The sequence below is a fragment of the Glycomyces algeriensis genome, from assembly GCF_027622855.1.
Lineage (GTDB): Bacteria > Actinomycetota > Actinomycetes > Mycobacteriales > Micromonosporaceae > Glycomyces > Glycomyces algeriensis.
In genome coordinates, this window is the sequence record NZ_JAPZVR010000001.1 from 485,599 (window position 1) to 511,104 (window position 25,506).

The 25,506-nt window shown below is 71.4% G+C and carries 20 protein-coding genes and 1 pseudogene; 8 read left to right on the top strand and 13 right to left on the bottom strand.

Features of this window, described 5'->3' with window-relative positions; all coding sequences use genetic code 11:
• Positions 1-14: 14 nt before the first annotated feature.
• Positions 15-728 carry a methyltransferase domain-containing protein gene (locus O2L52_RS01970; RefSeq protein ID WP_310295045.1) on the bottom strand — a complete coding sequence of 238 codons (714 nt, stop codon included), beginning with the start codon at positions 726-728 and terminating at the stop codon, positions 15-17.
• A 26-nt stretch (positions 729-754) separates the two neighbouring features.
• Between O2L52_RS01970 and O2L52_RS01975 the strand changes: the two genes are divergently transcribed.
• From O2L52_RS01975 to O2L52_RS01985, 3 genes are read left to right on the top strand one after another with little or no spacing between them, the layout of a single operon-like run.
• On the top strand, positions 755-1,579 hold the full coding sequence (locus O2L52_RS01975) for a UbiA family prenyltransferase (protein WP_270113619.1): 825 nt from the start codon (positions 755-757) through the stop codon (positions 1,577-1,579).
• Between the two features lie 44 nt (positions 1,580-1,623).
• Entirely contained in the window at positions 1,624-2,811 is a 1,188-nt protein-coding gene (locus tag O2L52_RS01980) for an acyl-CoA dehydrogenase family protein (RefSeq protein WP_270113620.1), read from the top strand.
• Entirely contained in the window at positions 2,805-3,836 is a 1,032-nt protein-coding gene (locus O2L52_RS01985; protein ID WP_270113621.1) for a type III polyketide synthase, read from the top strand. Before O2L52_RS01980 ends, O2L52_RS01985 begins: the two co-directional genes overlap by 7 nt.
• 52 nt (positions 3,837-3,888) lie before the next feature.
• Here O2L52_RS01985 and O2L52_RS01990 read toward each other — a convergent pair whose 3' ends face one another.
• Complete coding sequence (locus tag O2L52_RS01990; RefSeq protein WP_270113622.1) at positions 3,889-6,531, bottom strand: S8 family serine peptidase; 2,643 nt, start codon at positions 6,529-6,531, stop codon at positions 3,889-3,891.
• 324 nt (positions 6,532-6,855) lie between these two features.
• Between O2L52_RS01990 and O2L52_RS01995 the strand changes: the two genes are divergently transcribed.
• Positions 6,856-7,746: a helix-turn-helix transcriptional regulator gene (locus O2L52_RS01995; RefSeq protein WP_270113623.1), complete on the top strand. Its 891-nt coding sequence runs from the start codon at positions 6,856-6,858 to the stop codon at positions 7,744-7,746.
• 56 nt (positions 7,747-7,802) lie between these two features.
• On the opposite strand, the gene O2L52_RS02000 is transcribed toward O2L52_RS01995, so the two are convergent.
• The 7 genes from O2L52_RS02000 to kdgD all read right to left on the bottom strand — a co-directional run bounded on the left by O2L52_RS02000 (position 7,803) and on the right by kdgD (position 15,826).
• The gene (locus tag O2L52_RS02000; protein WP_270113624.1) at positions 7,803-8,846 is read right to left on the bottom strand and encodes an NAD(P)-dependent alcohol dehydrogenase; all 1,044 of its coding nucleotides are present in this window, start codon (positions 8,844-8,846) and stop codon (positions 7,803-7,805) included.
• Positions 8,847-9,041: 195 nt separating this feature from the next.
• Positions 9,042-10,328: an MFS transporter gene (locus tag O2L52_RS02005; RefSeq protein WP_270113625.1), complete on the bottom strand. Its 1,287-nt coding sequence runs from the start codon at positions 10,326-10,328 to the stop codon at positions 9,042-9,044.
• Positions 10,329-10,458: 130 nt separating this feature from the next.
• Positions 10,459-11,976, bottom strand: a complete 1,518-nt coding sequence (locus O2L52_RS02010; protein WP_270113626.1) for a tripartite tricarboxylate transporter permease — start codon at positions 11,974-11,976, stop codon at positions 10,459-10,461.
• Positions 11,977-12,000: 24 nt separating this feature from the next.
• Complete coding sequence (locus O2L52_RS02015) at positions 12,001-12,501, bottom strand: tripartite tricarboxylate transporter TctB family protein (protein WP_270113627.1); 501 nt, start codon at positions 12,499-12,501, stop codon at positions 12,001-12,003.
• An 11-nt stretch (positions 12,502-12,512) separates the two neighbouring features.
• Positions 12,513-13,514 carry a Bug family tripartite tricarboxylate transporter substrate binding protein gene (locus O2L52_RS02020; protein ID WP_270113628.1) on the bottom strand — a complete coding sequence of 334 codons (1,002 nt, stop codon included), beginning with the start codon at positions 13,512-13,514 and terminating at the stop codon, positions 12,513-12,515.
• A 36-nt stretch (positions 13,515-13,550) separates the two neighbouring features.
• Positions 13,551-14,849, bottom strand: a complete 1,299-nt coding sequence (locus O2L52_RS02025; protein WP_270113629.1) for an enolase C-terminal domain-like protein — start codon at positions 14,847-14,849, stop codon at positions 13,551-13,553.
• Between the two features lie 59 nt (positions 14,850-14,908).
• Positions 14,909-15,826 (bottom strand): 5-dehydro-4-deoxyglucarate dehydratase, encoded by a 918-nt coding sequence (gene kdgD / locus O2L52_RS02030; RefSeq protein ID WP_270113630.1) that lies wholly within the window; start codon positions 15,824-15,826, stop codon positions 14,909-14,911.
• A gap of 99 nt (positions 15,827-15,925) precedes the next feature.
• Between kdgD and O2L52_RS25385 the strand changes: the two are divergent.
• A pseudogene (locus O2L52_RS25385) lies at positions 15,926-16,756 on the top strand (LysR family transcriptional regulator); the annotation flags it as partial.
• A gap of 60 nt (positions 16,757-16,816) precedes the next feature.
• On the opposite strand, the gene O2L52_RS02040 reads toward O2L52_RS25385, so the two are convergent.
• A complete protein-coding gene (locus tag O2L52_RS02040) occupies positions 16,817-17,842 on the bottom strand; it encodes a LacI family DNA-binding transcriptional regulator (protein ID WP_270113631.1) in 1,026 nt (341 codons plus the stop codon).
• Between the two features lie 193 nt (positions 17,843-18,035).
• Complete coding sequence (locus tag O2L52_RS02045; protein WP_344474445.1) at positions 18,036-18,830, bottom strand: SDR family NAD(P)-dependent oxidoreductase; 795 nt, start codon at positions 18,828-18,830, stop codon at positions 18,036-18,038.
• 204 nt (positions 18,831-19,034) lie between these two features.
• On the opposite strand from O2L52_RS02045, the gene O2L52_RS02050 reads away from it, so the two are divergent.
• Complete coding sequence (locus tag O2L52_RS02050) at positions 19,035-20,471, top strand: RICIN domain-containing protein (protein WP_270113633.1); 1,437 nt, start codon at positions 19,035-19,037, stop codon at positions 20,469-20,471.
• Here the strand turns inward: O2L52_RS02050 and O2L52_RS02055 are convergent.
• On the bottom strand, positions 20,458-21,690 hold the full coding sequence (locus O2L52_RS02055; RefSeq protein ID WP_344474132.1) for an alpha-hydroxy acid oxidase: 1,233 nt from the start codon (positions 21,688-21,690) through the stop codon (positions 20,458-20,460). The genes O2L52_RS02050 and O2L52_RS02055 overlap by 14 nt on opposite strands.
• Positions 21,691-21,884: 194 nt before the next feature.
• A complete protein-coding gene (locus O2L52_RS02060; protein ID WP_344474129.1) occupies positions 21,885-23,567 on the bottom strand; it encodes a glycoside hydrolase family 13 protein in 1,683 nt (560 codons plus the stop codon).
• A gap of 83 nt (positions 23,568-23,650) precedes the next feature.
• Between O2L52_RS02060 and O2L52_RS02065 the strand changes: the two genes are divergently transcribed.
• Positions 23,651-24,895: an ROK family protein gene (locus O2L52_RS02065; RefSeq protein ID WP_270113635.1), complete on the top strand. Its 1,245-nt coding sequence runs from the start codon at positions 23,651-23,653 to the stop codon at positions 24,893-24,895.
• Positions 24,896-24,937: 42 nt separating this feature from the next.
• The gene (locus O2L52_RS02070) at positions 24,938-25,426 is read left to right on the top strand and encodes a VOC family protein (protein WP_270113636.1); all 489 of its coding nucleotides are present in this window, start codon (positions 24,938-24,940) and stop codon (positions 25,424-25,426) included.
• Positions 25,427-25,506: the final 80 nt, after the last annotated feature.

Below are 25,506 nucleotides of genomic sequence, written 5' to 3' on the forward strand. Positions count from 1 at the left end.
GAGCGCGCCAGCCATCAGCGCTTGCGACCCCGGGCTTGGAAGAGCACCGCCGTCGTCGGCACCGGCAGCATCCGCACCGACTCGCGACGCCCCCCGAGCCAGAGCGCGAAGTCGATCAGCGACGGCCGGATCCCGCGCAGTTCCAGTGCCACACCGTGCTTCGCGCACTCCGCCACGAGCAGCCTCCGGTCGACGAGGAATGCCGGGTCGTGGACACCGCGCGTCGCGATCCGCGGAATCCGTTCGGCGACACCGATCGCCAGGAAGCGGCACAACGCGGTCGCCGCGAGCGTGTCGATCACCAGCAACCCGCCCGGCCGCAGCAGCCGGCACGCCTCCGCGACCGCCTTAGGGAGATCCGGCACATGCTCCAGGATCTCGCCCGCCACCACGACCTCCGCGCACGCGTTCGGCAGCGGCACCGCGAGCACGCTCCCCTGGACGCCGAGCACGCCGTGAGCAGCGCCCTGCCGCAGCGCCTCCAACGAGAGGTCCACCCCGATGTGCCGGTAGCCCTTGCCCTCCAGATGCGGTGCGAGCAGCCCCGCCCCGCAGCCCAGGTCCACCAGGACCGCGTCCTCGTGCGGCGTAGGAGGCACCAGCGCGGCCCGCGCCGCCGCCAGCCAGTGCAGCATCGCGAACACGCCCCGCGGCCGCCACCACTGCGCCGCCAACCGGTCGTACATGGCCGGATCATTGGGCGCCAAGGATTCGGGGGTTCCGCTCATCCCGTCAGAGTGACACACTGATGGCCGTGAAGCAGTTGTCGACGAGCTGGGCGCTGGTGCGGGCCTCCCACCCGCTGCCCGCGGTCGCCGTCTCCGCAGTCGCCACCGGACTGGCCCTGGGCTCGGACCGGGGGCCCGCTTCGGCCGCCTGCGCCATCGCGGCGGTCCTCGCCGGGCAGCTCTCCGTCGGCTGGCTCAACGACCTCGTCGACGCCCCCCGCGACGCCCGCGTCGGCCGCACTGACAAGCCCCTGGCCGCCGGCGAGATCCGGCCAGCCGCGGTTCGCGCAGCGTTCATCGCCTCCGCGCTCGCCGCCGTGGTCCTCTCACTTTTCTCCGCTCCGCTCGCCGCCGCCGCGCACCTCGCCGCGCTCGCGTGCGCCTGGGCCTACGACCTCGGCGTCAAGGCCACCGCGTTCTCCGTGGTGCCCTTCGCGATCGCCTTCGGCCTGCTGCCCGCGTTCCTCTCGAACGGCGACCCGTTCCCGCCGCCCTGGCTCATCGCCGCCGCCGCGACCCTCGGCTCCGCCGCGCACTTCGTGAACGTGCTCCCCGACCTCGCCGACGACGCCGCCACCGGCGTGCGCGGCCTCCCGCACCGCCTCGGCCCGCTCCCGAGCCGCCTCGCCACCGCAGCCCTCGTCCTGACCACCTCGCTGCTCCTGGTGCTCGGACCGGACGGCCCGCCGTCACCGCTCGCCCTGGGGACGGTGCCCCTCGCCGTGACGATCCTCGTGACCGGATTCATGCTGGACAACCGCCCGCGCTCCCGGGCCGCGTTCCGAGCGGTGATGCTCGTGGCCCTCATCGACGTCGCACTCCTGCTCCACACTGGAATATCCGCCGCCTGAACTGAGGGTTGATCCGAACGGGGCTTCCGGGGACACTGAAACGCATGACTGCAGCAGAGAGCCCCGGCGAACGAGCACTCGCGCTGGCCCGCGAGCTCGCGCCGAAACTGGCCGAACGCGCCGCCGCCCACGACCAGGGCGGCCGGTTCCCCGAAGCGGACTTCGCGGACCTCCGCGCGGCAGGCCTGTTCGGACTCATGGTGCCCGAACGCCTCGGCGGCTTCGGCGCCTCCTTCACCGAGTACACGCGCGTGGCCTCCGCGCTCGCGCGCGGCGCGGGCTCCACGGCGCTGATCTTCAACATGCACGCCTCGGTCACCGGCGCCCTCGCTCAGACCCCGGACGACCTGGTGCGCCTCCTCGGCGCCCCGAGAAGCTCCTTCGAAGCCCGCGACAAGGCCCTCGAAGCCGCCGCGGGCGGGGCCCTCTACGGTGTCGCGATGAGCGAGCGCGGCAGCGGATCCCGCCTCTCCCAGACCACGACCGCCTACCGCCGCACCGACTCCGGGTACCGCATCACCGGCAGCAAGGCCTTCGTCTCCGGGGCCGGGCACGTGGACGCCTACCTCGTCACCGCGCGCGAAGCCGACGCCGAGGAACCGCAGGTCTCCTACTTCCTCGTCCCCGCGGGCGAGGGCATCCGGGTCGAGGAGACCTGGGACTCGCTCGGCATGCGCGCCACCGGCAGCCAGGACGTCCACTTCGACCTCGAAGTAGGCTCCGAAGCGCTCCTCGGCGGCGTCGAAGGCCTCACCCTGATGATCGCCGAGGCCATGCCGCAGTGGCTCGTCGCGTCCTACTCCGCCGTGTACGCGGGCGTCGCCCGCGCCGCGGTCGACGCCGCCGCTGAGCACCTGGGGCGGCGCGGCCTCGGCCGCCTTCCCGCAGCGCGCGCCCGGCTCGGCCGCGCCGACGCCATGGCCGCCGCCGCCGAGCTCGTCGTCGCCGAGACCGCCGCGCGGATCGACAGCGCCCCAGGCGATCCCGAGACCAACCAGTGGGTCTGGCGCGCGAAGCTCACCGCCGGGGACACCGCCGTCCAGGTGGCCTCCTCGCTGCTCGAAGCCGCCGGGGCCTCCGCGTCCCGGCGCGGCCACACCCTCGAACGGCTCTACCGCGACGCCCGCTGCGGCGCACTGCAGCCGGCCACCTCCGACGTGTGCGCCGACTGGCTCGGGGTCGCCGCGCTCGGCGAGGACCCCGACCACGACGCGGCAGTGCCGCGATGGTGACCGCCCGGATCGCGGGCATCGGCGCCGCCCTGCCGCCCACCTACACCCAGGACCAGCTGTGGGAGGACGTGTTCCGCTGGCACTTCTCCCGCAGCCGCGTCGCCCAGCGGATCTTCACCGCCTCCGATGTGCGGACCCGCCACTCCGCCACCGATCCCGCCGAATTCAAGGCGGTCGCGGACTGGTCCACAGCCGAGCGCATGGTCCGCTACGGCGAGGTCGCGCCGCCGCTCGGCCTCGAGGCGGTCCGGAACGCGCTGGAGGCGGCGGACACCGACCCAGAGGAGGTCGGCCTGCTCGCCGTCGTCACCTGCACCGGGTACCGCACGCCGGGGCTCGACATCGAGCTCGCGCGGATGCTCCCGCTCCCCGCCGACGCCCGCAGGCTCCTCATCGGACACACCGGCTGTCACGCGGCGCTCCCGGCGCTCGCCACGGCCGCAGATTATGTTGCGGCCCATGACCGGCCGGCGGTGATGCTTTGTCTGGAGCTCACCTCGCTGCACCTGCAGCCGGCCACGATCGATCCCGGGCAGATGGTCTCGCACGCGCTGTTCGCGGACGCCGCCGCCGCGGTGGTCGTCAAGCCCGGCGCTGCCGGGATGCGCGTGGTCGACGTCGCGGCCCGCACCGACACTGACCGCCGCCACCAGATGACCTGGGACATCACCGATCTCGGCTTCCGCATGGGCCTCTCGGCGGAGGTCCCGGACGCCCTGGCCGAGCACGTGGGCCCGCTCGTGAAGGACCTCCTGGGCCGCCACGGCCTTGACGTGCGGGACGTCGCGGCGTGGGCGGTCCATCCCGGCGGTCCGCGCATCCTGGACGCCATCGAAGAAGGGCTCGAGCTCGGCCCGAGCGCGCTCGCGGCCTCCCGCAAGGTGCTCGCCGAGCACGGCAACTGCTCCTCGGCGACCGTGCTGCTCGTCATGCAGGAACTGGGGCCGCAGGACGGCCCGGTCGTCGCCCTCGCCTTCGGTCCCGGCCTGACGCTCTACGCCGCGCTCCTCGCGCCCGCGGAGTAAGGGAACGGGCCCGGTAGCGACGCCACCGGGCCCGTTCCTCAATGGACAGATCTTAGGAGAGCGTGAAGTCCGCTTCGGTCACGTCGTCCGCTGCGACATTGACCGAACCGGTGGCCGAGCCGGACTCGGCGTCCACCACCGAGAACTGCGACGAGCCGGAACCGGGCGCGAAGGTCCAGTACACGCCGTCGGCCCCGGAGACGCCGTGGTGGCCCGAGGCGGTGTGTGTGACCACGGCGCCCGCGACGGGCGCGCCGTTCTGATCGGTCACGGTGCCCCGCACCAGCCCGCCCGCGAGCGGGGCGCAGGTGGGCGTGCCGCCGACGAGGACGTCGTCGATCTGCCACCAGTACCCCGACATGTAGGCGTGGTAGTAGTGGAACTTGAGCCGGGCCTCCTGCGCTCCGGCCCAGGCGCTCAGGTCCACGGTGACCGTGCTGTCGCGGATCGACCCCGTTGCGGCCCAGGCGTTCGTCCAGGTCTGGCCGCCGTCGGTGCTGATCGCGACCTCCGCCGCGGAGTACGGCAGGTACCCGGTGAAGTCGGTGGCGAAGGTCAGGACCGGCTCGGGCGCGCTCGACAGGTCGAACACCGGCGAGATGAGGTCGGTGTCCATCGTGCCGCCGCCCGGCGGCCGGGCGAAGGCGAAGCCGCCCGAGCCGGGGGTGCGGTTGCCGTAGTTGTGGGGGTCGTTGAAGATCCACGGCGCGGGGCCGCGGTTGTCGACGGTCCACCCCAGCGGCGTGCTCAGGGACTCGAAGCCGGTGCCCAGCGGGTCGAACGCATAGCCGGCAGCCGTGCAGCTCGCAGCGACCGGCACCTCGATCTGCAGGTTCGCCGCGTTCGCCTCGACTTGGACGGTCTGGTAACCGCCGTAGGCGGCCTCGACGACCAGGTCCACGCCGCCGGTGGGCAGCGTCAGCGAGAACTCCCCGGTGAGCGGGTCGGTCTGGGTGGTGACCTCGCCGCCGACCGAGGACACGGACGCGGCCAGCGGCCAGCCGTGACCGGAGCCGTCGACGACGGTGCCGGTGACCACTGTGGTGGGCAGCGGGGTCAGGACCTTGTCGAACACGGCGGTCTGGTCGGCCGCGACGGTGACTGTGCCTGTGGCCGTTGCATACCCGAACTTGGTGACCGTGACCGCGTGCTGCCCGGTGAGGGCGAACTTCACGGTGTACGTGCCGTCGGCCGCGGTGGTGGCGCGGCGGTCGAAGGCCCCGTCGAAGACCAGTTCGGCGTTCGCCAGCGGCGCGCCGTCGGGCCCGGTGACGGTGCCGGAGATGGAGCCGGAGTCCCCGTCGGGGAGGGCCTGGGCGGCCGCGAGCGCGTCGATGCGTCCGTGGCCGTGGACGTTGTTCGCCTCGGCGGTGCCGCCGCACTGGTCGTCCGCGGTGTAGCGGGCCGATCCGGTGAGCAGCTCGTAGACGAGGCCGTAGTCGCCGCGGAGGGCGGGTTCGGCCGACATCATGAGCGCGATGGTGCCGGCCACGTGCGGCGCGGCCATCGAGGTGCCGCTCTGCGAGCCGTAGGCGCTGCCCGGCACCGAGGAGAGGATGCCCGACCCGGGGGCCGAGACGTCCGGCTTGACGCGCCCGTCGCTGGTGGGCCCGCGGGAGGAGAAGTCCGCGATCGTGCCGCTGACGCTGTAGGCGCCCACGGCGATCACGTTCGCGTAGTCGCCGGGGGAGATGGCGGTGTTGCAGACCGGGCCGCTGTTGCCGGCCGCGAACACCGGGATGATCCCGGCGGCGTGCCAGAGGTCCACGATGTCCTCGAAGTACGGGTCGTCGCCCTCGCGGCCCCAGGAGTTGTTGATGATGTCGGGCGCCTTGGACGGGTCGGGGTTGTTCCCGGCCCAGTCGGTGGGCGCGACCATCCACTCCCCGGCCCTGAGCACCGATTCCATGCTGCTGCCGTAGTAGTTGGCGGCGATCCAGTCGGCGCCGGGGGCGACGCCGATCTGGTTGCCCGCGCCGTCGTCGCCGACCATGGTGCCCACGGTGTGGGTGCCGTGGTTGCTGAGGTCGCACGGGGCGGCGCCGCAGCCGCCTTCGACGTCGTAGAAGTTGTAGTCGTGCGTGAAGGTGCCGTCGCCGTTGTTGCCGCGGTACTGGTTCACGAGCGCGGGGTGGTCGTACTGGACGCCGGAGTCGATGCTGGCGACGACGACGCCTTCGCCGGTGGTGCCGAGCTGGTCCCAGACGGCGGGGGCGTTGATGTCGGCGACGTTCCAGCCGGCGGCGGCCGTCTCGAGCTCGGTCTCGGCGGGTGCGACCGGTTCGACGTCCACGACCTTGGGGGCGTCGACGACCTCGGTGACCTCGTCGAAGGCGGTGAGGGTCTCGAGCAGGCCGGCGTCGCCGGTGACCTTGAGCGTCGAGGAGGCCCAGAAGGACTCGTACTCGACGCCGGCCTCGTCCAGGGCGGCGGTCACGTCGGCCTGGGAGGACTCGGCGAACGCCTTCGCCGCCGCGATGGCAGCGGCCCCCTTCTCGGCCTTGGTCTCGGCGGCGAAGGCGGCCGAGTAGTCCGGGGCGCCCTCGAACTGGACCCAGAGTTCGGCTTCGCCTTCGGCGTCGATCTCGGCCAGCAGGGCGGGTTCGACCTTCTGCTCCAGCAGTGCTGTCGCGTCGGTCTCGGTCTGCGCGAGGGCGGGCGCGGCACCGGCGAAGGCCGATGGTAGCGCTCCCACAAGCGAGACTGCGAGTACCTGACGCCATCGTTGCTTACTTGACAAGACGGCTCCTCGTTGTGACGGGTGAAGGCGCCGGGGGTGGACGGCGCCGTCGCGATCGAGATGCAAGGGAGTCAATACCCTTGCGCCCCACCATGACAGGCCAGCTGCGCAGACCGAAATGGACATAAGTGGGAAACCACTGGGAATCCGCTGGAAACGCCCGAACGAGTGTCGCAACTCACACCTGCCGTTCGAGGCCGACCTGAACGCGGTGCCGGGGTGCAACGCGGCCCCTCAACCCGCGGCGGCCCAGGTCGCGCCGGTGGAACACTTGGAGGCATGACGAATACGCAGCAGCCCGGCGCCGCTTCCGCGCTCGGACGGTTCCTGCGCGCCCGACGCGAGGAGATCACCCCTGCCGAGGTCGGCCTGACCGCCGGCCCCGGCATCCGCCGCACCCCCGGGCTGCGCCGCGAAGAGCTCGCCACCCTCGCGGGCGTCAGCATCGACTACTACACCCGCCTCGAGCGCGGCAAGGAGACCCGCCCGAGCCCGCAGGTCGTCGACGCGCTCGCCCGGGCCCTCAAACTCAGCGAGGCCGAGCACGAGCACCTGCGCGACCTCGCCGCCAGCGCCGCCCGCCGCTCCACCGACGCCCCGAAGGCCCCGAGCCGCACCCTGCCGCCGGGGATCGCGCAGATCCTCGAGCGCCTGCGCCCGAACCCCGCGTACGTGATGAGCCGCAACATGGACGTCCTCGCCGCCAACCCCGGCGGCCTGCGCCTGCTGCCGGGCATCGACGACTGGCCCGCGGCCAAGCGCAACGTCGCCCGCTACATGTTCCTGCACCCGGACGCGAAGGCGTTCTTCGCGGACTGGGAGAACCAGGTGCGCGGCTGCGTGGCCAACCTGCGGGCGCTGGCCGGCACCGAGCCGGACGCGCCTGACCTGCAGGCCCTGGTGGGGGAGTTGTCGGTGAAGAGCCCGGCGTTCGCGAAGCTCTGGGACCGGTACGAGGTGCGGCCCCACACCACGGGCCGCAAGTCCTACCACCACCCGCTCCTGGGCGACATCACCCTCGGCTACCAGGGGTTCGACCTCGCCGGCGGCAACGGGGTGCGGATGATCGTCTACTACGCCGAGCCGGGCACCGACCAGGAGGACGCGCTGGCCCTGCTCGACATGGCCTCCCCGGTGGCGGATTCGCCGGCCGTGGAAGTGCAGCAGTAGCAACGCCGAACGCCGGGGCGCATCAGCGCCCCGGCGTTTCGCATTGCTTGCGGCCCTTACCGCATGGTGTCGGTGTCGATGACGAAGCGGTAGCGCACGTCGGAGGCGAGCACGCGCTCGTAGGCCTCGTTGATCTGGTCGGCGGCGATGACCTCGACGTCGGAGGCGATGCCGTGCTCGGCGCAGAAGTCGAGCATCTCCTGGGTCTCGGCGATGCCGCCGATGGCGGAGCCGGCGATGGAGAAGCGGCCCAGGAGCAGGGGGAACACGGCCACTGACAGCGGCTCGGCGGGCGCGCCGACGTTCACGAGCGCGCCGTCCACCTTGAGGAGCTGCAGGTAGGCGTCGAAATCGACCCTGGCCGAGACGGTGTGGATGATGAGGTCGAACGTCCCCGAGAGGGTTTCGAACGTGGCGGGGTCGCTGGTCGCGTAGTAGTGGTCGGCGCCCAGGCGGAGGCCGTCCTCCTGCTTCTTCAGCGACTGCGACACGACGGTGACCTCGGCGCCGAGGGCGTGGGCGAACTTGACGGCCATGTGGCCGAGGCCGCCCATGCCGATGACCGCGACCTTCTTGCCGGGGCCGGCGTTCCAGTGGCGCAGCGGCGAGTACGTGGTGATGCCGGCGCACAGGAGCGGCGCGGCGGCCTCGAAGGGGATGGCTTCGGGGATGCGCAGCACGAAGTGGTCGTCGACGACGATGTGGGTGGTGTAGCCGCCCTGGGTGATGGTCCCGTCGGCGTCGACCGAGCCGTAGGTGTCGACGAAGCCCTTGAGGCAGTACTGCTCGTTGCCCTTGAGGCACTGCTCGCATTCGCGGCACGAGCGGACCATGCAGCCGACGCCGACCCGGTCGCCGACGGCGTGCTTGACGACCTCGGCGCCGACCTCGGTGACGAAGCCGACGATCTCGTGCCCGGGCGCGAGCGGGTACTGCTTCGGGCCCCAGTCGCCGCGCACGGTGTGGATGTCGGAGTGGCAGACGCCGGCGTACTTGATCTCGATGAGCACGTCGTGCGGGCCGAGCTCGCGGCGTTCGATGGTGGTCTTGACGAGCGGCTCGGTCGCGGACGGCGCGGCCCAGGCGGTGACGGTCGGCACGGTGGCTCCTTGAGAAGATCGAGTGACACTGGTGGGCTTGAGCGCCTGGTTTCGACGTACGCCCGTTTCCGGTTCCGGTCCATCTTCGCTCCGTTTCGGCCCCGCGCCAAGGACCGGGCCTTGACCGGGGCGCGCCAGCGGGGGAACAGCACGGCCCCCCTGGCGTCATATCCCCAGGTGAGAGCGGTGTCTGGATCAGCGGCCCGCGGTGGCGCCCACGGATTCGGGCTCCGGCTCGCCCGCTTTCCGGCCCATGCCGACGAGGCACAGGACCGCCGGGACGAGCAGGGCGCCGCCGGTGAGCAGCGCGGCCCGGAGGGTGAACGCGGTGCCGATCGCGCCGATGACGGGTCCGCCGATGATCTGGCCGCCGCTGTCGAACATGTCCCTTGCGGACAGTGCGGTGGCGCGGACCTTCGGTTCGACCCTGACCACCAGCCAGCCGTTCACGAGCGGCTCGTACAGCGGCCGGGTCACCGAGACCAGCAGCATGCACACGAGTGCGACCCAGAAGCCCTGCACCAGACCGAATCCGATGACGCCCGCGAGCGTGAGGACGGTGAACAGCACCAGCATCCCGATGATCGCGCCCGAGCCGAGGCGCGCGGTGCGCCGGGTGGCCCACTCGGTGACGCCGATGCCGCCGAGCGCCACGGCGCACGAGATGAGGCTGAACCACATGGCCGGCTCGAGGCTGAACACCGTCGGGAACCCGATGTCCTCCAGCAGGAACGCGCCGGAGAGCCGGTCGAAGCTCTCGCTCCACAGCCCGAACGCGAACGTCATGCCCAGCAGCAGGACCAGGCCGGGCACGAGCCGCGGGGCGCGGCGCGCGGTGCGGACCTGTTCGCCCACTTCGGCCCGCGCCTGCCCGAGCACGCTCCGCACCTTGCCGTCGCCGGCGGGGCGCTGGAAGTGCCGCTCGGGCATGACGAGCGCGAGCGCGACCGTGCCGAGGCCCATGAGCGCGCCGCCGACGAGCATCGGCAGGCTCAGCGCGATCGTGCCCAGAGCCCCGCTGAGGAGGCTGCCGGTGATGCCGCCGATGAAGCTGAGCTGCGTGGCGCGCAGGTAGACCGGGGTCATCTCGGCCCGCTGCGTCTCGTCGGCGACCCAGGACTCCTGGGCGCCGCTCATGAGGGCCGCACCGAGCGCCAAGAGCACCTGCGCCGCCAGGTGCGCCCAGAACGCGGCCGAGAGCCCCATCCAGACCAGGCCGCCCGCGTACACCCCGAAGCCCGCCACGACACACGCGCGGCGGCTCACGAGGTCGGCCAGGAACCCGGTGGGCAGCTGGAACACCAGGTACGCGGCCTCGAGCACGGTGCCGATCAGCATGAGCTCGAACGGGTTCATCCCACCCTCCTCGACCCGGTACACGATCGAGGTCGTGAAGGCCATGGCGACGAGGAAGGACAGCCCGACCCGCACCGCGAGGTAGAGCAGGTACGGGTTCACGCGCGAGCGGTCGATGAGGGGCACAAGCGCCAACGATGCGCCAGCGCCGCATCGATGTCAATCGAATTGCACTGGAACGCACCGGGGGGGGGGGGGGGGGGGGGGGGGGGCGCCCCCCCCCCCCCCCCCCGACCCCCGCTCAGTGCGGACACGGTCAGTCCGCTCTGACGCCTTCTTCTTCGGCGTTCGCCGTCTGGCGGGTGCGGACCTTGCGCAGCAGCGGCACGACGACCACGGTCAGGACCAGGATCGCCACGAGCGTCCCGGAGACGGGCCGCTGCACGAACTCGCTCACGTCGCCCCCGAAGATCCGCATGGAACGGCGGAACGACGCCTCCAGGAGCGAGCCGAGCACGAACGCGAGCACGAACGGCCCCGGCTCGAACCCGAGCTTGCGCATCCCGTAGCCGAGCAGGCCCAGGCCGATCACGAGCAGCATGTCGAAGGCGTTGTTGCGGATCGAGTAGGTGCCGATCATCGTGATGACGATGGTGATCGGCGCCAGGACCCCCGGGCGCACCTTCAGCATCCGCACGAACAGCCCGATGAGCGGGATGCTCAGCACCAGCAGCAGCAGGTTGCCCAGGTACATCGAGTTCACGACGCCCCAGAACACGTCCGGGTGGTCGCTCATGAGCCCCGGTCCCGGCGTGATGCCCTGGAGCATGAGCGCCCCGAACAGCACCGCCATGGTCGCGTTCGCCGGGATGCCCAGCGTCAGCAGCGGGATGAACGACGAGGTCGCCGCCGCGTTGTTGGCCGACTCCGGGCCGGCGACGCCTTCGATGGCGCCCTTGCCGAACCGGGACGGGTCCTTCGCGGAGCGCTTCTCGACGGCGTACGCCACCAGCGAGGCCATGGTCGCCCCGCCGCCGGGCAGGATGCCGAGGACGAAGCCGGTGACCGAGCCGCGCAGGATCGCCAGCCGGGACTGGAGCCAGTGCAGGCGGCCGGGGATCGCCCGCCCGAACGACGGCACGGCCGTCTGCGGCCGGTCGCGGTGCTCGAGGTTGTAGAGGATCTCGCCGACCCCGAAGAGCCCCATGGCGACGATGGTGAAGTCGATGCCGTCGGCGAGCTGGTCCGTGCCGAACGTGAACCGCGGGGTGCCCAGCAGCGGGTCCAGCCCGACCACGGCGAGCAGGAGGCCCGCGGACGCGGCGGCGGCGCTCTTGATGATCGAGCCGTTCCCGAGCGTGCCGACCAGGAAGATCCCGATCAGCGCCAGGACCGTGTACTCGGCCGGGCCGAACGCCAGCGCGACGCCGGCCAGGGCCGGGGCGATGAACGAGAGCAGGATGATCGACGCGGTGCCGCCGATGAACGAGGCGATCGCGGCGATCCCCAGCGCGGGTCCGGCCTGGCCGCGCCGCGCGAGCGCATGCCCGTCCAGCGCGGTGACCACTGTGGAGGCCTCGCCGGGGAGGCGCAGCAGCACCGAGGTGATGGTGCCGCCGTACTGCGCGCCGTAGAAGATCCCGGCGAGCATGATGACGGCCGCCGTCGGTTCCAGGTTGTAGGTGATGGGCAGCAGGATCGCGATCGTCGCGGCCGGGCCGAGGCCCGGCAGCACGCCGATCAGCATCCCGACAGTGACGCCGAGCAGGCAGAAGAGGATGTTCTGCCACTCGAACGCCACCGCGAACCCGGAGAGCACGGAGGAGAAGTCCACGTTCGTTACTCCAGAGGGGACGGACTAGAAGGCGATGAGGTGCGGGAGCGGCACGTTGAGCCCGATGATGAACAGGGCGTACGCGACCGCCGTGACGGCGACCGCCAGGATCGCGCTCATGAGCCACGACTCGCGGCTCAGGAACCGCAGCCACGCGAACAGCAGGAGCACCGTCGGCACCTCGAAGCCCACGATCTCGTACAGCGAGGCGTACACGGCGAGGCCGCCCGCGGCGGCGAGCACCGCGATCGTCCCGCGCGTGAACGCCTCGGTGTCCCTGCGGGTCTTGGCGGTCACGGCGATGATCCCGATCCCGGAGGCCACGAGCAGGCCGGCCACGATCAGCGGCCAGAGCCCCGGCCCGGGTTCGGTGAGGCTCCCGATGTTCAGTCCGAAGCTCAACCAGGCGGCGACGGCGCCGAGCAGCACGGGGATCGCACCCGCGACCACCGACTGGACCCGTCCGCCCGCGCGCGGCTCCTCAGGCTGCTCGCCCAGGGCCGCTTCGGTTTCGGCATCGGCCATGACCGCCTCGCTCATTCCGCGGTGCCCAGCTCGACGCCGGACGCTTCGATCTGGTCGGCGAACTGCTGGGTGGCCTCGGCCAGGTGCAGTTCGGCCTCGATGCCGTCGACCTCCCAGCGCTCCATGAAGTTGTCCTGGAGGAACTGGCCGTACTCGGAGCCCTCGCGGGCCTCCTCGAACGCCAGGGTCAGCACGCCCACGACCTCGTCGGGGGTGTCGGCGGGGACGACGATGAACCGGCGCTGGTCGACGAGGATGTCGTGACCCGACTCCACTGCGGTCGGCACGTCGTTGAGGTAGACGCTGCGCTCCTCGGAGAACACGCACAGGGGCCGCATGTCCCCGGCCTCGATGTGCGGCATGGTCTCGGCGAGCGAGAGCGACGCCGCGTCGATGTCCTGGCCCAGTAGCGCGGTGACCGTGGGGCCGCCGCCGTCGAACGGCACGTCGGTCGCGGGGACCTGCGCGAGCCCGAACAGCAGTCCGGCCGAGAGCTGCGAACCGGTGCCGACACCCGTGGTCCCGTAGTTGACCTGGTCGGCCGCGAGCAGGTCCGCGAGGGTCTGGTACGGCGAGTCGGCGTGGACCACGAGCACGTAGCCCTCGTTGGTCAGGGTGGTGATGATGCGCAGGTCCTCGATGACGACCGCGTCGGGGTCGTCCACGATGAGCGGGCCGATGGCGAACAGCGACTTGACGGCGAGGGAGATCGTGTAGCCGTCGGCCTTGCCCGCGAGCAGTTCCTTGAGCCCGACGGCGCCGTTGGCACCGGGCTTGTTGGTGACCGGAAGCGACTCGCCGAGGGGCTCTTCGGCGGCCTTGGCCACTGCGCGGCTGATGAGGTCGCCGGAGCCGCCGGCGTCGAAAGGGACCCAGAAGTCGACCGCGCGGGTCGGGAAGGTCGCGTTCGCCTCGTCAGCGCCGCCCTGCACCTGGCAGGCCGACAGCGCGACGAGCGGAGGCACGGCGGCGAGACCGGCGAGCAGTCCGCGTCGGGGGAGGGGGTGTTGCATTGTCTGCTCCTCTTAGTGATCGAATAGCCACCGAATTCACCCCAGCGAGGGGCGTTTCGGGTTGAACATCCATCCGGGGACAAGGTATTTCATAGCGGTGGCGTCATCGCGCGCGCCCAGAGCATTTCTCGTATACTGCTCGTGAGCTGCTTCTACTTGCGCCGCATCGAGTTCGATGCCGAGACCAGGCGCGGTGGGCACTGCGATGGCGCCCTTCTCGATGCGCGGCGGTTCGACGGTGAGGCGCTGTCCGTCCTGCCAGATCCAGTGCGTGTCGATGGCGGTGATCTCGCCGGGCGCGGCGGCGGCGACGTGGGTGAACATCGCCAGCGAGACGTCGAAGTGGTTGTTGGAGTGGGAACCCCAGGTCAGGCCGAAGGCCTCGCAGGCCTGCGCGACGCGCACCGAGCCGGCCATGGTCCAGAAGTGGGGGTCGGCCAGGGGGATGTCGACCGCGCTCGAACGGACCGCGTGCGCGAACTCCCGCCAGTCGCAGGCGATCATATTGGTCGCGGTGCGCATTCCGGTGGCGCGCTTGAATTCGGCGAGTACTTCACGGCCTGAATAGCCGTTCTCCGCTCCACAAGGGTCTTCGGCATAGGCGAGTACGCCTTCGAGTCCCCGGCACAGTTCGATCGCTTCGTTGAGCGACCAGGCCCCATTGGGGTCCAAAGTGATCCGTGCGTCGGGGAACCGCTCGGCGAGCGCCCTGACGGCCTCGGCCTCCTGCGGTCCCGGCAGCACGCCTCCCTTGAGTTTGAAGTCCCGGAACCCGTACCGCGCCTCGGCCGCTTCAGCCAGGGCCACCACGGATTCGGGCGTCAGCGCCGCTTCGTCGCGCAGCCGCGTCCAGGCGTCGTCCGCGCCGGAGCCGTCGCGGTACGGCAGGTCCGTGCGGCCCCGGTCGCCGATGAAGAACAGGTACCCGAGGACGGGCACGCTGGTGCGCTGCGGCCCGTCCCCGAGCAGCTCTGCGACCGGCACGCCGAGGTGCTTGCCGAGCAGGTCGAGCAGTGCCGCCTCGAGCGCGGTGCGGACGTGCACGGTGACGCGCTGGTCGAAGGTCTGGCTGCCGCGCCCGGCCGCGTCGCGGTCCGCGAAGCGGTGGCGCACGGCCTCGAGCACGGACCGGTACGCGCCGATCCCGGAGCCCACCACGAGGTCGGCGGCGTCGCGGAGGGTCTGCGCGATGGCCTCGCCACCGGGCACCTCGCCGACGCCGGTGTTCCCGGACTCGTCGGTGAGGATCACGAGGTTGCGCGTGAAGTACGGGGCGTGCGCACCGGAGAGGTTGAGCAGCATGGAGTCCTGCCCGGCCACGGGCACGACGCGCATCGCGGTCACGGTGGGGGTGGTCGCCTGTTCCGCTGGGCCAGCGGCCGGTTCGAGTCGCGTCACGAGGCGGACTGCTCGATCAGCGCTGCGAGCGCGGCCAGTTCGCCCTCGTTCAGGTCGGTGAGCGGCGGGCGGACGGGACCGGCCGAGCGGCCCACGGCCGTCATGCCCGCCTTGACGATCGACACCGCGTAACCCTTGCCGGCGTTGCGGATGTCCAGGTAGGGCAGCACGAACTCGCGCAGCCGCCGGTACACCTCGGGGCGGTCCCCGGCGCGCACCGCGTCGTAGAACGCGAGCGCGAACTCGGGGACGAAGTTGAAGATCGCCGAGGAGTACGTGGTCACGCCGAGCTGGATGTAGGGCAGCGCGAAGGTCTCGGCCGTGGGCAGGCCGCCGATGTACAGCAGCCGCTCGCCGAGGGTCGCGTACAGGCGGGTCATGAACTCGATGTCGCCCACGCCGTCCTTGAAGCCGATGAGGTTCGGGCACTCGGCGGCGAGCCGCTCGATCGTGCCGACGCTGTACTCGGCGTTCGACCGGTGGTAGACGATGACGCCCAGCGAGGTCGCCGCGCAGACGGCGCGCACGTGGGCGACCAGGCCGTCCTGGCCGGCCTCGGTGAGGTACGGCGGGAACAGCAGCACCGCGTCGGCGCCGGCGGCCTCGGCGTCGCGGGCGAACGCGACCGCCTGGGCGGTGCCCTGCCCTGCCGGGGCGATGATCGGGACGGCGCCGGCGGCCTCGTCGGCGGCGACGCGCACGACCCGGCCGACCTCGTCGGGGGTGAGCGAGAAGAACTCGCCCGTGCCGCCCGCCGCGAACAGTCCCGCCGCAGGGAAGGACGCCAAGTGCCCCAAGTGCTTCCGGTAACCCGCCTCGTCGAACGAGAGGTCCTGCTGGAAGTGGGTCACGGGGAAGGACAAGAGCCCCTCGCCCAGCGCACGCTGGATCTCTGCGGGGGTGTATCGCGACATATGCGGCAGTCTCCTGTTTCGGGGATGTGGTCCGTACCGTATCCGCCGTGGGTCATACCGGTCCAACACTCATTCGACATCGACTGATACCTTCAGGGCATGGCCACAGGCGACATCGGGTACACACTCGACCAACTCCGCGGATTTGTGGCGGTCGCCGAGGAGTCCCACTTCGGAAGGGCCGCAGAGCGACTGCGCATGACGCAGCCGCCGCTGAGCCGCCAGATCCAGCGCCTCGAGCGCGCCGTCGGCTTCGACCTGTTCCTGCGCACCCAGCGCGGCGCCGAGCTCACCCCCGCCGGCCGGATCTTCCTCGAGGAGGCCCGCCGCCTCCTGTCGTCGGCCGACACCGCGCCGCTGCGCGCCCGCCGCGTCGCCGCGGGCACCGCCGGGACCATCCGCATCGGCTTCACCGCAGTCTCGGCCCTCACCGTCCTCGGGCGGTGGATCAGCGTGGCCGCCGCCGAACTGCCCGGCGTCGACCTCGTCCTCAGCGAGATGGTCACGCACGCGCAGCTCGACGCGCTCCTGGCAGGGGAGATCGAGGTCGGCCTCGTGCGCCAGGTGCCCCGCTCGGACCTGCTCGACTCCCGGCTCGTGGCCAGGGACTCGCTCATCCTCGCCGCCCCGCGCGACCACGCCCTCACGCGCCTCCACCGAACGCCCACAATGGAGGACATCGCCGAGCACGACGTCGTCACGTACTCGCCCTCGGAGGCCTGGTACTTCTACGAGCTCGTGGTCGCCGCGTTCCAGCAGGCCCATCTGAAGCCCCGGTACGTGCAGCACATCAGCCAGGTCCACACGGTCCTGTCGGTCGTCAACGCCGGGCTCGGGGTCGCGCTCGTGCCCTCCTCGGCCAGCGCGTTCAACCTCTCGAACCTGGTCTTCCTCGACATCGCGGACCTGCCGCCGGACACCGTCGAGCTCCACGGCGTGTGGCGCCACCGCCACGGCAACCCCGCGCTCGACGCCCTCCTGCGCAGCGTCTTAGGCGGCGGGCCCGATCGACTCGCGGTCGACGAACACCGTCGGCAGCGCCGCCTCGTTCTCCGAAGCGCCGCCGTCGATCTCGATGAGCAGCCGCCTGATCCCGCGCTCGCCGGCCAGCGCCAGCGGCATCCGGATCGTGGTCAGCGCCGGCGTCGGCAGGTCGGCCCCGAAGATGTCGTCGAACCCGATGATGCTCAACCGGCCCGGCACGTCCAGGCCGTGGTCCCGGCACTCCCGCAGGAGTCCCAGCGCCACAAGGTCGTTGTAGGCGAGCACCGCGCTCACGTCGGCGGCCTTCACCCGCCCGAAGGCCTCCGCGCCGCCCTCACGGGTCGGCGCGTTCGACTTGATCTCCACGATGGACATGTCCCACTGCACCGCGATCTCGAACGCGTGCTGCCAGCGCTGCCCGTTCATCCACGAGGCCTCGGGCCCGGCCAGGTAGGCGATGCGGCGGTGGCCGGCCTCGCGCAGCCGCTCCAGCGCGGTCGTGATGCCCGGGCGCACATCGGGGATGACGGCCGGGATGCCCTCGACGAGGCGGTTCACGACCACGAGCGGCTTCACCGAGGAGAGGTCCTGGATCTGGTGGTCCTCCAGGCGCGAGCCCACCAGCAGCAGGCCGTCCACAGAGGTCTGGAGCCGCTCGGCCGTGGCCCGCTCGAGCTCGGGGGACTCCTGCGAGTCCGCGAAGACGATGGTCATGCCGGTCTCGGAGGCCACCCGCTCGGCGGCGCGCACCAGGTCGAAGTACGCCGGGTTCGTGATGTCCGAGACGAGGAGGCCGAGCGTGCCGGTCTTCCCGGTCGGCAGGGCCCGCGCCATCGGGTTGATCCGGTAGCCGAGCTCGGCGGCGGCGTCGCGGATGCGCCGCTCGGTCTGCGCGTTGAGCCGCCCGGGCTTGTTGAGCGCGCGCGACACCGTCGAGGGGCTCACCCCGGTCAGGCGCGCGATGTCGTAGATCGTCGGGGGCGCCTTGCGATCGCCGTTGCGGGGACGGGTGGCGGCGTCGGACTGCTCCATGCCTCCCCTTTCGCGCTTGTTGCCGGAGGTTGTCATCCGGCAATCGTTTGGTGCCACGCAGCCGCGTTCCGCGACAGGGCCTACTGAGCATACCGGAGGCCCGCCCGGTTCGCGGAGGCGAGGGTTCCGCGGAAATAGCGCTGGCAATCGGTTGACGACTCACGGCCGCTCAGCGTCGCCGCTGCTCCGGCGGTCAGGGAAGGATCGAGTCCACGTACCCGCCGTCGACCCGCACGGCCGCGCCGGTGGTCGCGGACGCGAGCGGCGAGCTCAGGTACGCCACCAGGTTCGCGATCTCCTCGGGCTCGATGAGGCGGCGCAGCAGGGACTGCGGGCGGTGCAGCCGCATGAACTCGCGCTGCGCCTCCTCCCACGACAGGTCCCGGTCGACGAGCTGGTAGACGAAGTCCTCCACGCCGCCGGTGCGGGTGGGCCCGGCGATCACCGAGTTGACGGTGACCCCGGAGCCGGCCGAGGACTTGGCGAAGCCGCGGGAGACGCCGAGGAGCGCGGTCTTGGTGGTGCCGTAGTGGATCATCTCCTCGGGGATGACCACGGCGGAGTCGCTGGCGATGTTGAGGACGCGGCCCCAGCCCCGCGCGGTCATGCCGGGCAGGTACGTGCGGATCAGGCGCACGGCGGAGAGCACGTTGACCTCGAAGTAGCGCCGCCATTCGTCGTCGGCGATCTCCAGGGCCGGCTCGGCGCCGAAGATCCCGAGGTTGTTGACGAGGATGTCGACCGTCGGGAGCCCGTCGGCGAGCGCGGCGGTGCCGTCCTCGGTGGCGAGGTCGCCCGGAGCGGCGAAGCAGCGGTCGGTGAAGGTGATCTCGTTGATGCGGGCCACGGCGGCGTCGACGGTCGCGGGCTTGCGGCCGTTGACGCCCACGCGCGCCCCGGCGAGGGCGAGCTTCGCGGCGATGGCCTCGCCGATGCCCTGGGTGGAGCCGGTGACGAGCGCAGTCCTGCCTTCGAGGTCGATCGCGATCATGGGGCCACCCTAACGCCGCGCGCGCCGGCGCCGCGCCGGTTCGCGGCCGACCGGCCTGGAGCGAACCGTCCGAAATCGACGACTGCCAACGCTTGCCAGAGTTCCCCCGCATTATGTAAATTGATGAAAATAAATGTGATGTTCGTCGATATCCGCAGCGTCGGACGGCGACCGTCGCCCCCTCCGATCGAAAGGCACGCCATGTCCTCCTCACCGCCCGCGAGCGCACCGCCGCGCCCGCCCGCGACTCGCGCCAAGCGCCTGACGCTGGTCCTCGCGTTCCTCGCCAGCGCCGTCCTCGCCGCCACCGGCGTGAGCGCCTGGCACACCCCGAAGGCGGAGGCCTTCGAGGTCGGCACCTGGTACCAGCTCCAGTCCCGCCACTCCGGCCTCGTCCTCGGCATCCGGGCGGCCTCGCCCGACAACGGCGCCGAAGCCGTCCAATGGGACGCCAACGGCTCCTACGACCAGCAGTTCCGCTTCGTCGACTCCGGCGGCGGCTACTACCGTATTCAGGCCCGGCATTCGAATAAGGTCCTCGACGTCGCGAGCGGCTCCACCGCGGACGGCGCGAAAGTCCAGCAGTGGGGCGACGCGAACTCCACCAACCAGCAGTGGCGCATCCAGGAGAGCGGCGGCTACGCCACCTTCGTGAACCGCGCCTCCGGCAAGGCCCTCGACCTCTGGGAGTGGTCGACCGTGAAGGGCGGCAGGATCTCCCAGTACACGGCGACCGGTGCCGTGAACCAGCAGTGGCGGCTCGTCCCGGTCGACGGCTCGGGCCGCCCCGGGCACGTGGACGACCTGGAGGGCTTCGGCAACGGCACCACCGGCGGCCAGGGCGGCACCACCGTCACCGTAACGAACCAGGCGGACCTGGAGACCTATGCGAACGCCTCGGGCGCTTACATCATCAAGGTCGCGGCCGCGATCAACATCAGCCCCAAAGGAAAGGAGATCCGCGTCGGCTCGAACAAGACGATCATCGGCGTCGGCACCTCCGGCCAGATCGTGGGCGGCGGGTTCTTCCTCGGCGCGGGCACGAACAACGTCATCATCCGCAACCTGACGATCCGCGACACGCTCATGGCCGACGACGACCCCGGCGACGACGCGTACGACTACGACGGCATCCAGATGGACACCGCCAGCAACGTGTGGATCGACCACAACCGCATCTACAACATGAACGACGGCCTCATCGACTCCCGCAAGGACACCACGAACCTCACGGTCTCCTGGAACGAGCTCGGTCCGGGCAACAAGTCCTTCGGCATCGGCTGGACCGAGAACACGACCGCCCGGATCACCATCCACCACAACTGGATCCACGGCACGAACCAGCGCAACCCGAGCACCGACAACGTCGCCTACGCGCACCTCTACAACAACCACCTGCAGGACGTCAGCGGGTACGGCAACTACTCCCGCGGCGCCACGAAGATGGTCATCGAGAACTCCTACTTCGACAACGTGAACGACCCGTTCTACCCCGACGCGACCGCGCAGCTGCGCCAGAGCGGCAGCATCCTCGTCGACTGCACCGGCGACCGCGTCACCAGCGGCTCGGCCTTCACCCCGTCAACGTTCTACCCGTACACGCTCGACGCCGCCAGCGCGGTGCCTAGCGGGGGATGAGCCGCTGGAGCTGGGTCACGTGGCCCGGCTCCAGCTCCTCCAGGCTCGCCACGCCGAGGAGCCTCATGGTGCGCTCGACCTCCTCCTTGAGGATCGCGATGGTGCGGTCCACACCGTCGCGGCCGCCCGCCATGAGGCCGTACAGGTACGCCCGGCCGATCATGGTGAACCTGGCGCCCAGAGCGATCGAGGCCACGATGTCCGCGCCGGACATGATCCCGGTGTCCACGTGCACCTCCGTGTCCCGGCCGACCTCGCGCACCACCTCGGGCAGGAGGTGGAAGGGGACCGGGGCGCGGTCGAGCTGGCGGCCGCCGTGGTTGGAGAGGGTGATGCCGTCGACTCCCATGTCCGCCAAGCGCTTCGCGTCGGCGACGGTCTGCACGCCCTTGACCACGAGCTTGCCGGGCCACTGCGCCTTGATCCAGGCCAGGTCCTCGTAGTCCACCGTCGGGTCGAACATGGAGTTCAGCAGGTCGGCCACGGTCCCGGACCAGCGCGAGAGCGACGCGAACGCGAGCGGCTCGGTGGTGAGCATGTCGAACCACCAGTTCGGGTGCTTCGCCATGTCGAAGACGGTCTTCACCGTCAGCTCCGGCGGGATCGCGAAGCCGTTGCGCTTGTCCCGCAGCCGCGCCCCCGCCACCGGTACGTCCACAGTGACCAGCAGGGTGTCGAACCCGGCCGCGGCGGCCCGGTCGACGAGCGCCATGGAGCGGTCGCGGTCCTTCCACATGTACAGCTGGAACCAGTTGCGGCCGTTCGCGCCTCCCGCCTCGGCGACGTCCTCGATCGGCGTGGTGCCCATCGTGGACAGCGCGAACGGGATGCCGGCGGCGGCCGCGGCTCCGGCGCCGGCCCGCTCGCCCTCGGTGTGCATCATGCGCGTGAACCCCGTGGGGGCGATGCCGAACGGCAGCGCCGAGCGTCGGCCGAGCACGTCCCACCCGGTGTCGAGTTTCGAGACGTCCCGCAGGATCGCGGGATGGAACTCGATGTCCTTGAACGCCTGCCGCGCCCGCGCCAGCGAGAGCTCGGCCTCGGCGGCGCCCTCGGTGTAGTCGAACGCGGCGCGCGGGGTGCGCTTCTTGGCGATCCGGCGCAGGTCCTCGATCGTGAGGGCGGCGCGCAGGCGCCGCCGCTTCGCGTTGAAGTCCGGCTTCTTGAACTTCACCAAGGGCAGGAAATCCTTGGGCCGGGGAAACTGTCGCTGCGTCATGTGCGGGCCTATCGGGAGATGACGGGTGGGGCAACCTGCGGCCCGGACGCCGCGGCCGCCGGTACCCCTGACCGCCGCTGCGGCCCCGACCGCAGTTTGAATCGTTTCAAACCCTGAGCCTATCCCACCCGGCGCTCCCGCACCAGGCCCCGCCTCCGATGCGCCCATCGCGCACCGGAGGCGGGGCCGGGAACTCACTCGCCGCCGCGCAGCCAGACCGTGGTCTCGGGCGGCAGTTCGCCGTCGACCGGCCCGCTGGCGATCAGCACCTCGCCGGCGGGCAGCGGCACGGCGGTCGCGCCGAAGTTCGCCACGGCCTCCCAGCCGTTCGTCCGGCGCAGATGCAGCACCTGCGGTCCCGAGTCCACCCACGTCAGCGACTCGTCGGTCTGGAGCCGCCGCCGCAGCGCCAGGGCGTCGCGGTACAGGTTGAGGGTCGAGTCAGGGTCGTCCGACTGCGCCTCGACCGAGACCGCGCCGAACCACTCCGGTTGCGGCAGATGGGCTTCGGCGCTGCCGAACCCGTAGGACTCACCCTTCTCCGTCCACGGGATCGGCACCCGGCAGCCGTCGCGGCCCACGTCGGTGCCGGGGCTGCGGAAGAAGGTCGGGTCCTGCCGCTCCTCGTCCGGGATCTCCGCGACCTCGCCCAGGCCGAGCTCCTCGCCCTGGTAGAGGTACGCGCTGCCCGGCAGCGCGAGCATGAGCAGGGTCGCGGCCCGCGCGCGGCGCAGCCCGGCGGCGGTGTCGAGCACCGGGTCGGAGCCGCCCGAGAGCAGCCACTTGCGGTTGTAGTGGCGCGGCCGGTCCCCGTTCGGCGGCAGGCCGTACCGGGTCGCGTGGCGCACCACGTCGTGGTTGGAGAACACCCAGGTCGTGGAGGAACCGGACGCGGCGGCCTGCTCGAGGTTGTCGACGATGATGCGGCGGAACGCCCCCGCGTCGAAGTCGGCTTCGAGGAGGTCGAAGTTGAACGCCTGGCCCAGGCCCTCGGCGCTGGCGTAGCGGGCGCGGCGCGCGGGCGGGTCGACCCAGGCCTCGGCGACGGCGATGCGCGGCGGCTCGTACTCGTTGAAGACCTCGCGCCAGCCGGCGTAGATGTCGTGCACCTCGTCGCGGTCCCACAGCAGGTGGGTGCCGGTGGCCCGGTCCATCGCCGCGAGCTCGGCCTCGGAGGGCAGGTCCTCGGGGAGGTGCTTGGCGAGGGCGTGCGCGACGTCGACGCGGAAGCCGTCCACGCCGCGGTCGGACCAGAACCGCAGGGTCTTGAGGAAGTCGTCGCGCACGTCCTGGTTGCGCCAGTTGAAGTCCGGCTGCTCGGGGGCGAACAGGTGGAGGTACCACTGGCCGTCGCCCACGGCCTCCCAGGCCGGGCCGCCGAACATGCAGACCCAGTCGGCGGGCGGCAGTTCGCCGTGCGGGCCGAGGCCGTCGCGGAAGACGTACCGGTCGCGTTCGGGGGAGCCCTTCGGGGAGGCCAGGGCCTGCTGGAACCACTCGTGCTGGTCGGACGAGTGGTTGGGGACGATGTCGACGATGAGCTTGATGCCCGCGGCGTGCAGGGCCGCGATCATGTCGTCGAAGTCGGCGAGGGTGCCCAGGCGCGGGTCGACGTCGCGGTAGTCGGCGACGTCGTAGCCGCCGTCGGCCAGCTCGGAGGGGTAGAACGGGCTGAGCCAGACGGCGTCGACCCCGAGTCCGGCGAGGTAGTCGACGCGGGAGGTGATGCCGGGGAGGTCGCCGAGGCCGTCGCCGTTCGCGTCGGCGAAGCTGCGCGGGTAGATCTGGTAGACGGTCGCCTGGCGCCACCAGTCGGCGTCGATGCGGCCGGGTGCGGCGTTGTCGGTGGTGCTCGTGAGCAGCTCGGTCATGGACATGAGCCTTTCAGCTGTTGATATCCTGATTAAATCTAATTTGAAAATCAAGTGGCTCCTGCCATACTGAGGCACGGAAAGCCGAGGTGTCAAGAGAGTTGCCCCGAGAAGACGAGAAGTACGCGTTCGCACTGCGCCGGGCGAACGCCGCCGCCGTGCTCGAGTACGCCTGGAGCACGACCGCGTTCACCGCCAGCGACGCCATCGCCGCCACCGGGCTGACCCGCTCCACGGTGATAGCGCTCTGCGACGACCTCGTCGAACGGGGCTGGTTCGCGGAGCTCCCGAACGCCCGCGCCGCGGGGGAGGAGTACCGCAAGGGCCGCCCCGCCCGCAGGTACGGGCTCCGCGCCGACGCCGGATCGGTCGTCGGCGTCGACGCCGGCCAGCACTGCGTGACGGCCGCGGTCGCCGACCTGCGCGGGCGCGAACTCGCGCGCGTCCACACCGAGGTCGACCCGGACGGCATCGAGGACCGCGTCTCCATCGCCGACCGGACCATCGCGAAGGCGCTCGACGCCGCGGGCGTCCTGGAGCGGTCGGTCCTCTGCGCCGCCGTCGGCGTGCCCGCCCCCACCGACCTCGACGGCGCCTCGCCCGATGGCGAGTTCGAGTTCTGGTCCCGCATGAACCCCGGTTTCGCCGCGCACTTCCGCGAGCGCGGCTGGCTCACCGAGGTCGAGAATGACGCGAACCTCGCGGCGCTCGCCGAAGGCGCCCTCGGCGCCGGGGTCGGCGCCTCCTCCTACATCGCCCTGATGTCGGGGGAGCGGTTCGGCGCGGGCTACGTGGTCGACGGCCACCTCGTGCGCGGCAAGCGCGGCGCGGCGGGCGAGCTGCGGCTCCTCTCGCTCGTCGAAGGCGTCGGCTCGACCCACGGCATCGCGGCCCTGCTCCGCACCTGGGCCCTCGACCTGCGCACCTCAGGCGCAGTGAGCGACGACAGCCTGATCATGAAGACGCCCAAGGAGCAGCTCGGCGCCGAGATCGTGTTCCATGCCGCCGAGGCCGGCGACCCGGCCGCGCTCGCGCTCCTCGACCGCATGGCCGAGCGGCTCGCCCGCATCTGCGCGGTGCTCGGCGGGCTCCTCGACGTGGAGCGCATCGTCTTCTCCGGAGCCGTGGCCGAGTCCCTCGGCCTGCTCCTGCCCCGCACGGCCGCCCGCCTCGACGAGCTGACCCACCCGCCCGCGCCCGAGCTCGCGGCCTCCCCGCTCGGCGGCGGCGTGGTCACCCTCGGCGCGCTGGCCCGCGCCCTGGAGATCGTGCGCACGAACGCCATCGCCCTCGACCCGCTCGCCCCAATGCGGGAACAAACTATTCCGTTCTGATATTCTGAGGCGGCATCGTTCCACGAGTGAAAGCGAGTCGCCATGAGCACCAAGCCCGAACCGGTCCCCGAGGGCTACGGCACCGTCACGCCCTGGATCGTCACGAGCGACACCGCCCGCGTCATCGACTTCATCAAGGACGCCTTCGACGGCGAGGAGCTCGGCCGGGTCGAACTCGAGCCCGGCAGGATCGGCCACGCCGAAGTCCGCATAGGGACCTCGATCGTGATGCTCTTCGACACGCCGTTCACTGTGGACACCCCGGCGCTGCTGCGGCTCTACGTCGACGACGCCGAAGCCGTACTCGCCCGCGCCGTCGGCGCCGGAGCGACGATCGTGACCCCCGTGACCGACGTCCAGGCCTGGGGCGACCGCGTCGCCCGCCTGCGCGACCCCCTCGGCAACATCTGGTGGCTCCAAGAGCGCGTGGAAGCGCCCGACCCCGAGGAGGCCATGCGCCGCATGGAGGAGCCGAAGTACGTCAAGGCCATGGAGCAGACCCAGGTCATGGACGCCCCGGGCCTGATCTGACGGTTCGGGCCCCCGGGGGGGGGGGGGGGGCCCGGCCCCGGGGGCGCACACCCACCCCCCCCCAAACGGGCCCAAAGAAA

Excerpts from the sequence above, each read along its gene's own strand:
- O2L52_RS01970 (WP_310295045.1), bottom strand. The coding sequence starts at position 728 with ATGAGCGGAACCCCCGAATCCTTGGCGCCCAATGATCCGGCCATGTAC.
- O2L52_RS01980 (WP_270113620.1), top strand. The coding sequence starts at position 1,624 with ATGACTGCAGCAGAGAGCCCCGGCGAACGAGCACTCGCGCTGGCCCGC.
- O2L52_RS01985 (WP_270113621.1), top strand. The coding sequence starts at position 2,805 with ATGGTGACCGCCCGGATCGCGGGCATCGGCGCCGCCCTGCCGCCCACC.
- O2L52_RS01995 (WP_270113623.1), top strand. The coding sequence starts at position 6,856 with ATGACGAATACGCAGCAGCCCGGCGCCGCTTCCGCGCTCGGACGGTTC.
- O2L52_RS02015 (WP_270113627.1), bottom strand. The coding sequence starts at position 12,501 with ATGGCCGATGCCGAAACCGAAGCGGCCCTGGGCGAGCAGCCTGAGGAG.
- O2L52_RS02020 (WP_270113628.1), bottom strand. The coding sequence starts at position 13,514 with ATGCAACACCCCCTCCCCCGACGCGGACTGCTCGCCGGTCTCGCCGCC.
- O2L52_RS02025 (WP_270113629.1), bottom strand. The coding sequence starts at position 14,849 with ATGCGCGTCGTGCCCGTGGCCGGGCAGGACTCCATGCTGCTCAACCTC.
- kdgD (WP_270113630.1), bottom strand. The coding sequence starts at position 15,826 with ATGTCGCGATACACCCCCGCAGAGATCCAGCGTGCGCTGGGCGAGGGG.
- O2L52_RS02040 (WP_270113631.1), bottom strand. The coding sequence starts at position 17,842 with ATGGAGCAGTCCGACGCCGCCACCCGTCCCCGCAACGGCGATCGCAAG.
- O2L52_RS02050 (WP_270113633.1), top strand. The coding sequence starts at position 19,035 with ATGTCCTCCTCACCGCCCGCGAGCGCACCGCCGCGCCCGCCCGCGACT.
- O2L52_RS02055 (WP_344474132.1), bottom strand. The coding sequence starts at position 21,690 with ATGACGCAGCGACAGTTTCCCCGGCCCAAGGATTTCCTGCCCTTGGTG.
- O2L52_RS02060 (WP_344474129.1), bottom strand. The coding sequence starts at position 23,567 with ATGTCCATGACCGAGCTGCTCACGAGCACCACCGACAACGCCGCACCC.
- O2L52_RS02070 (WP_270113636.1), top strand. The coding sequence starts at position 24,938 with ATGAGCACCAAGCCCGAACCGGTCCCCGAGGGCTACGGCACCGTCACG.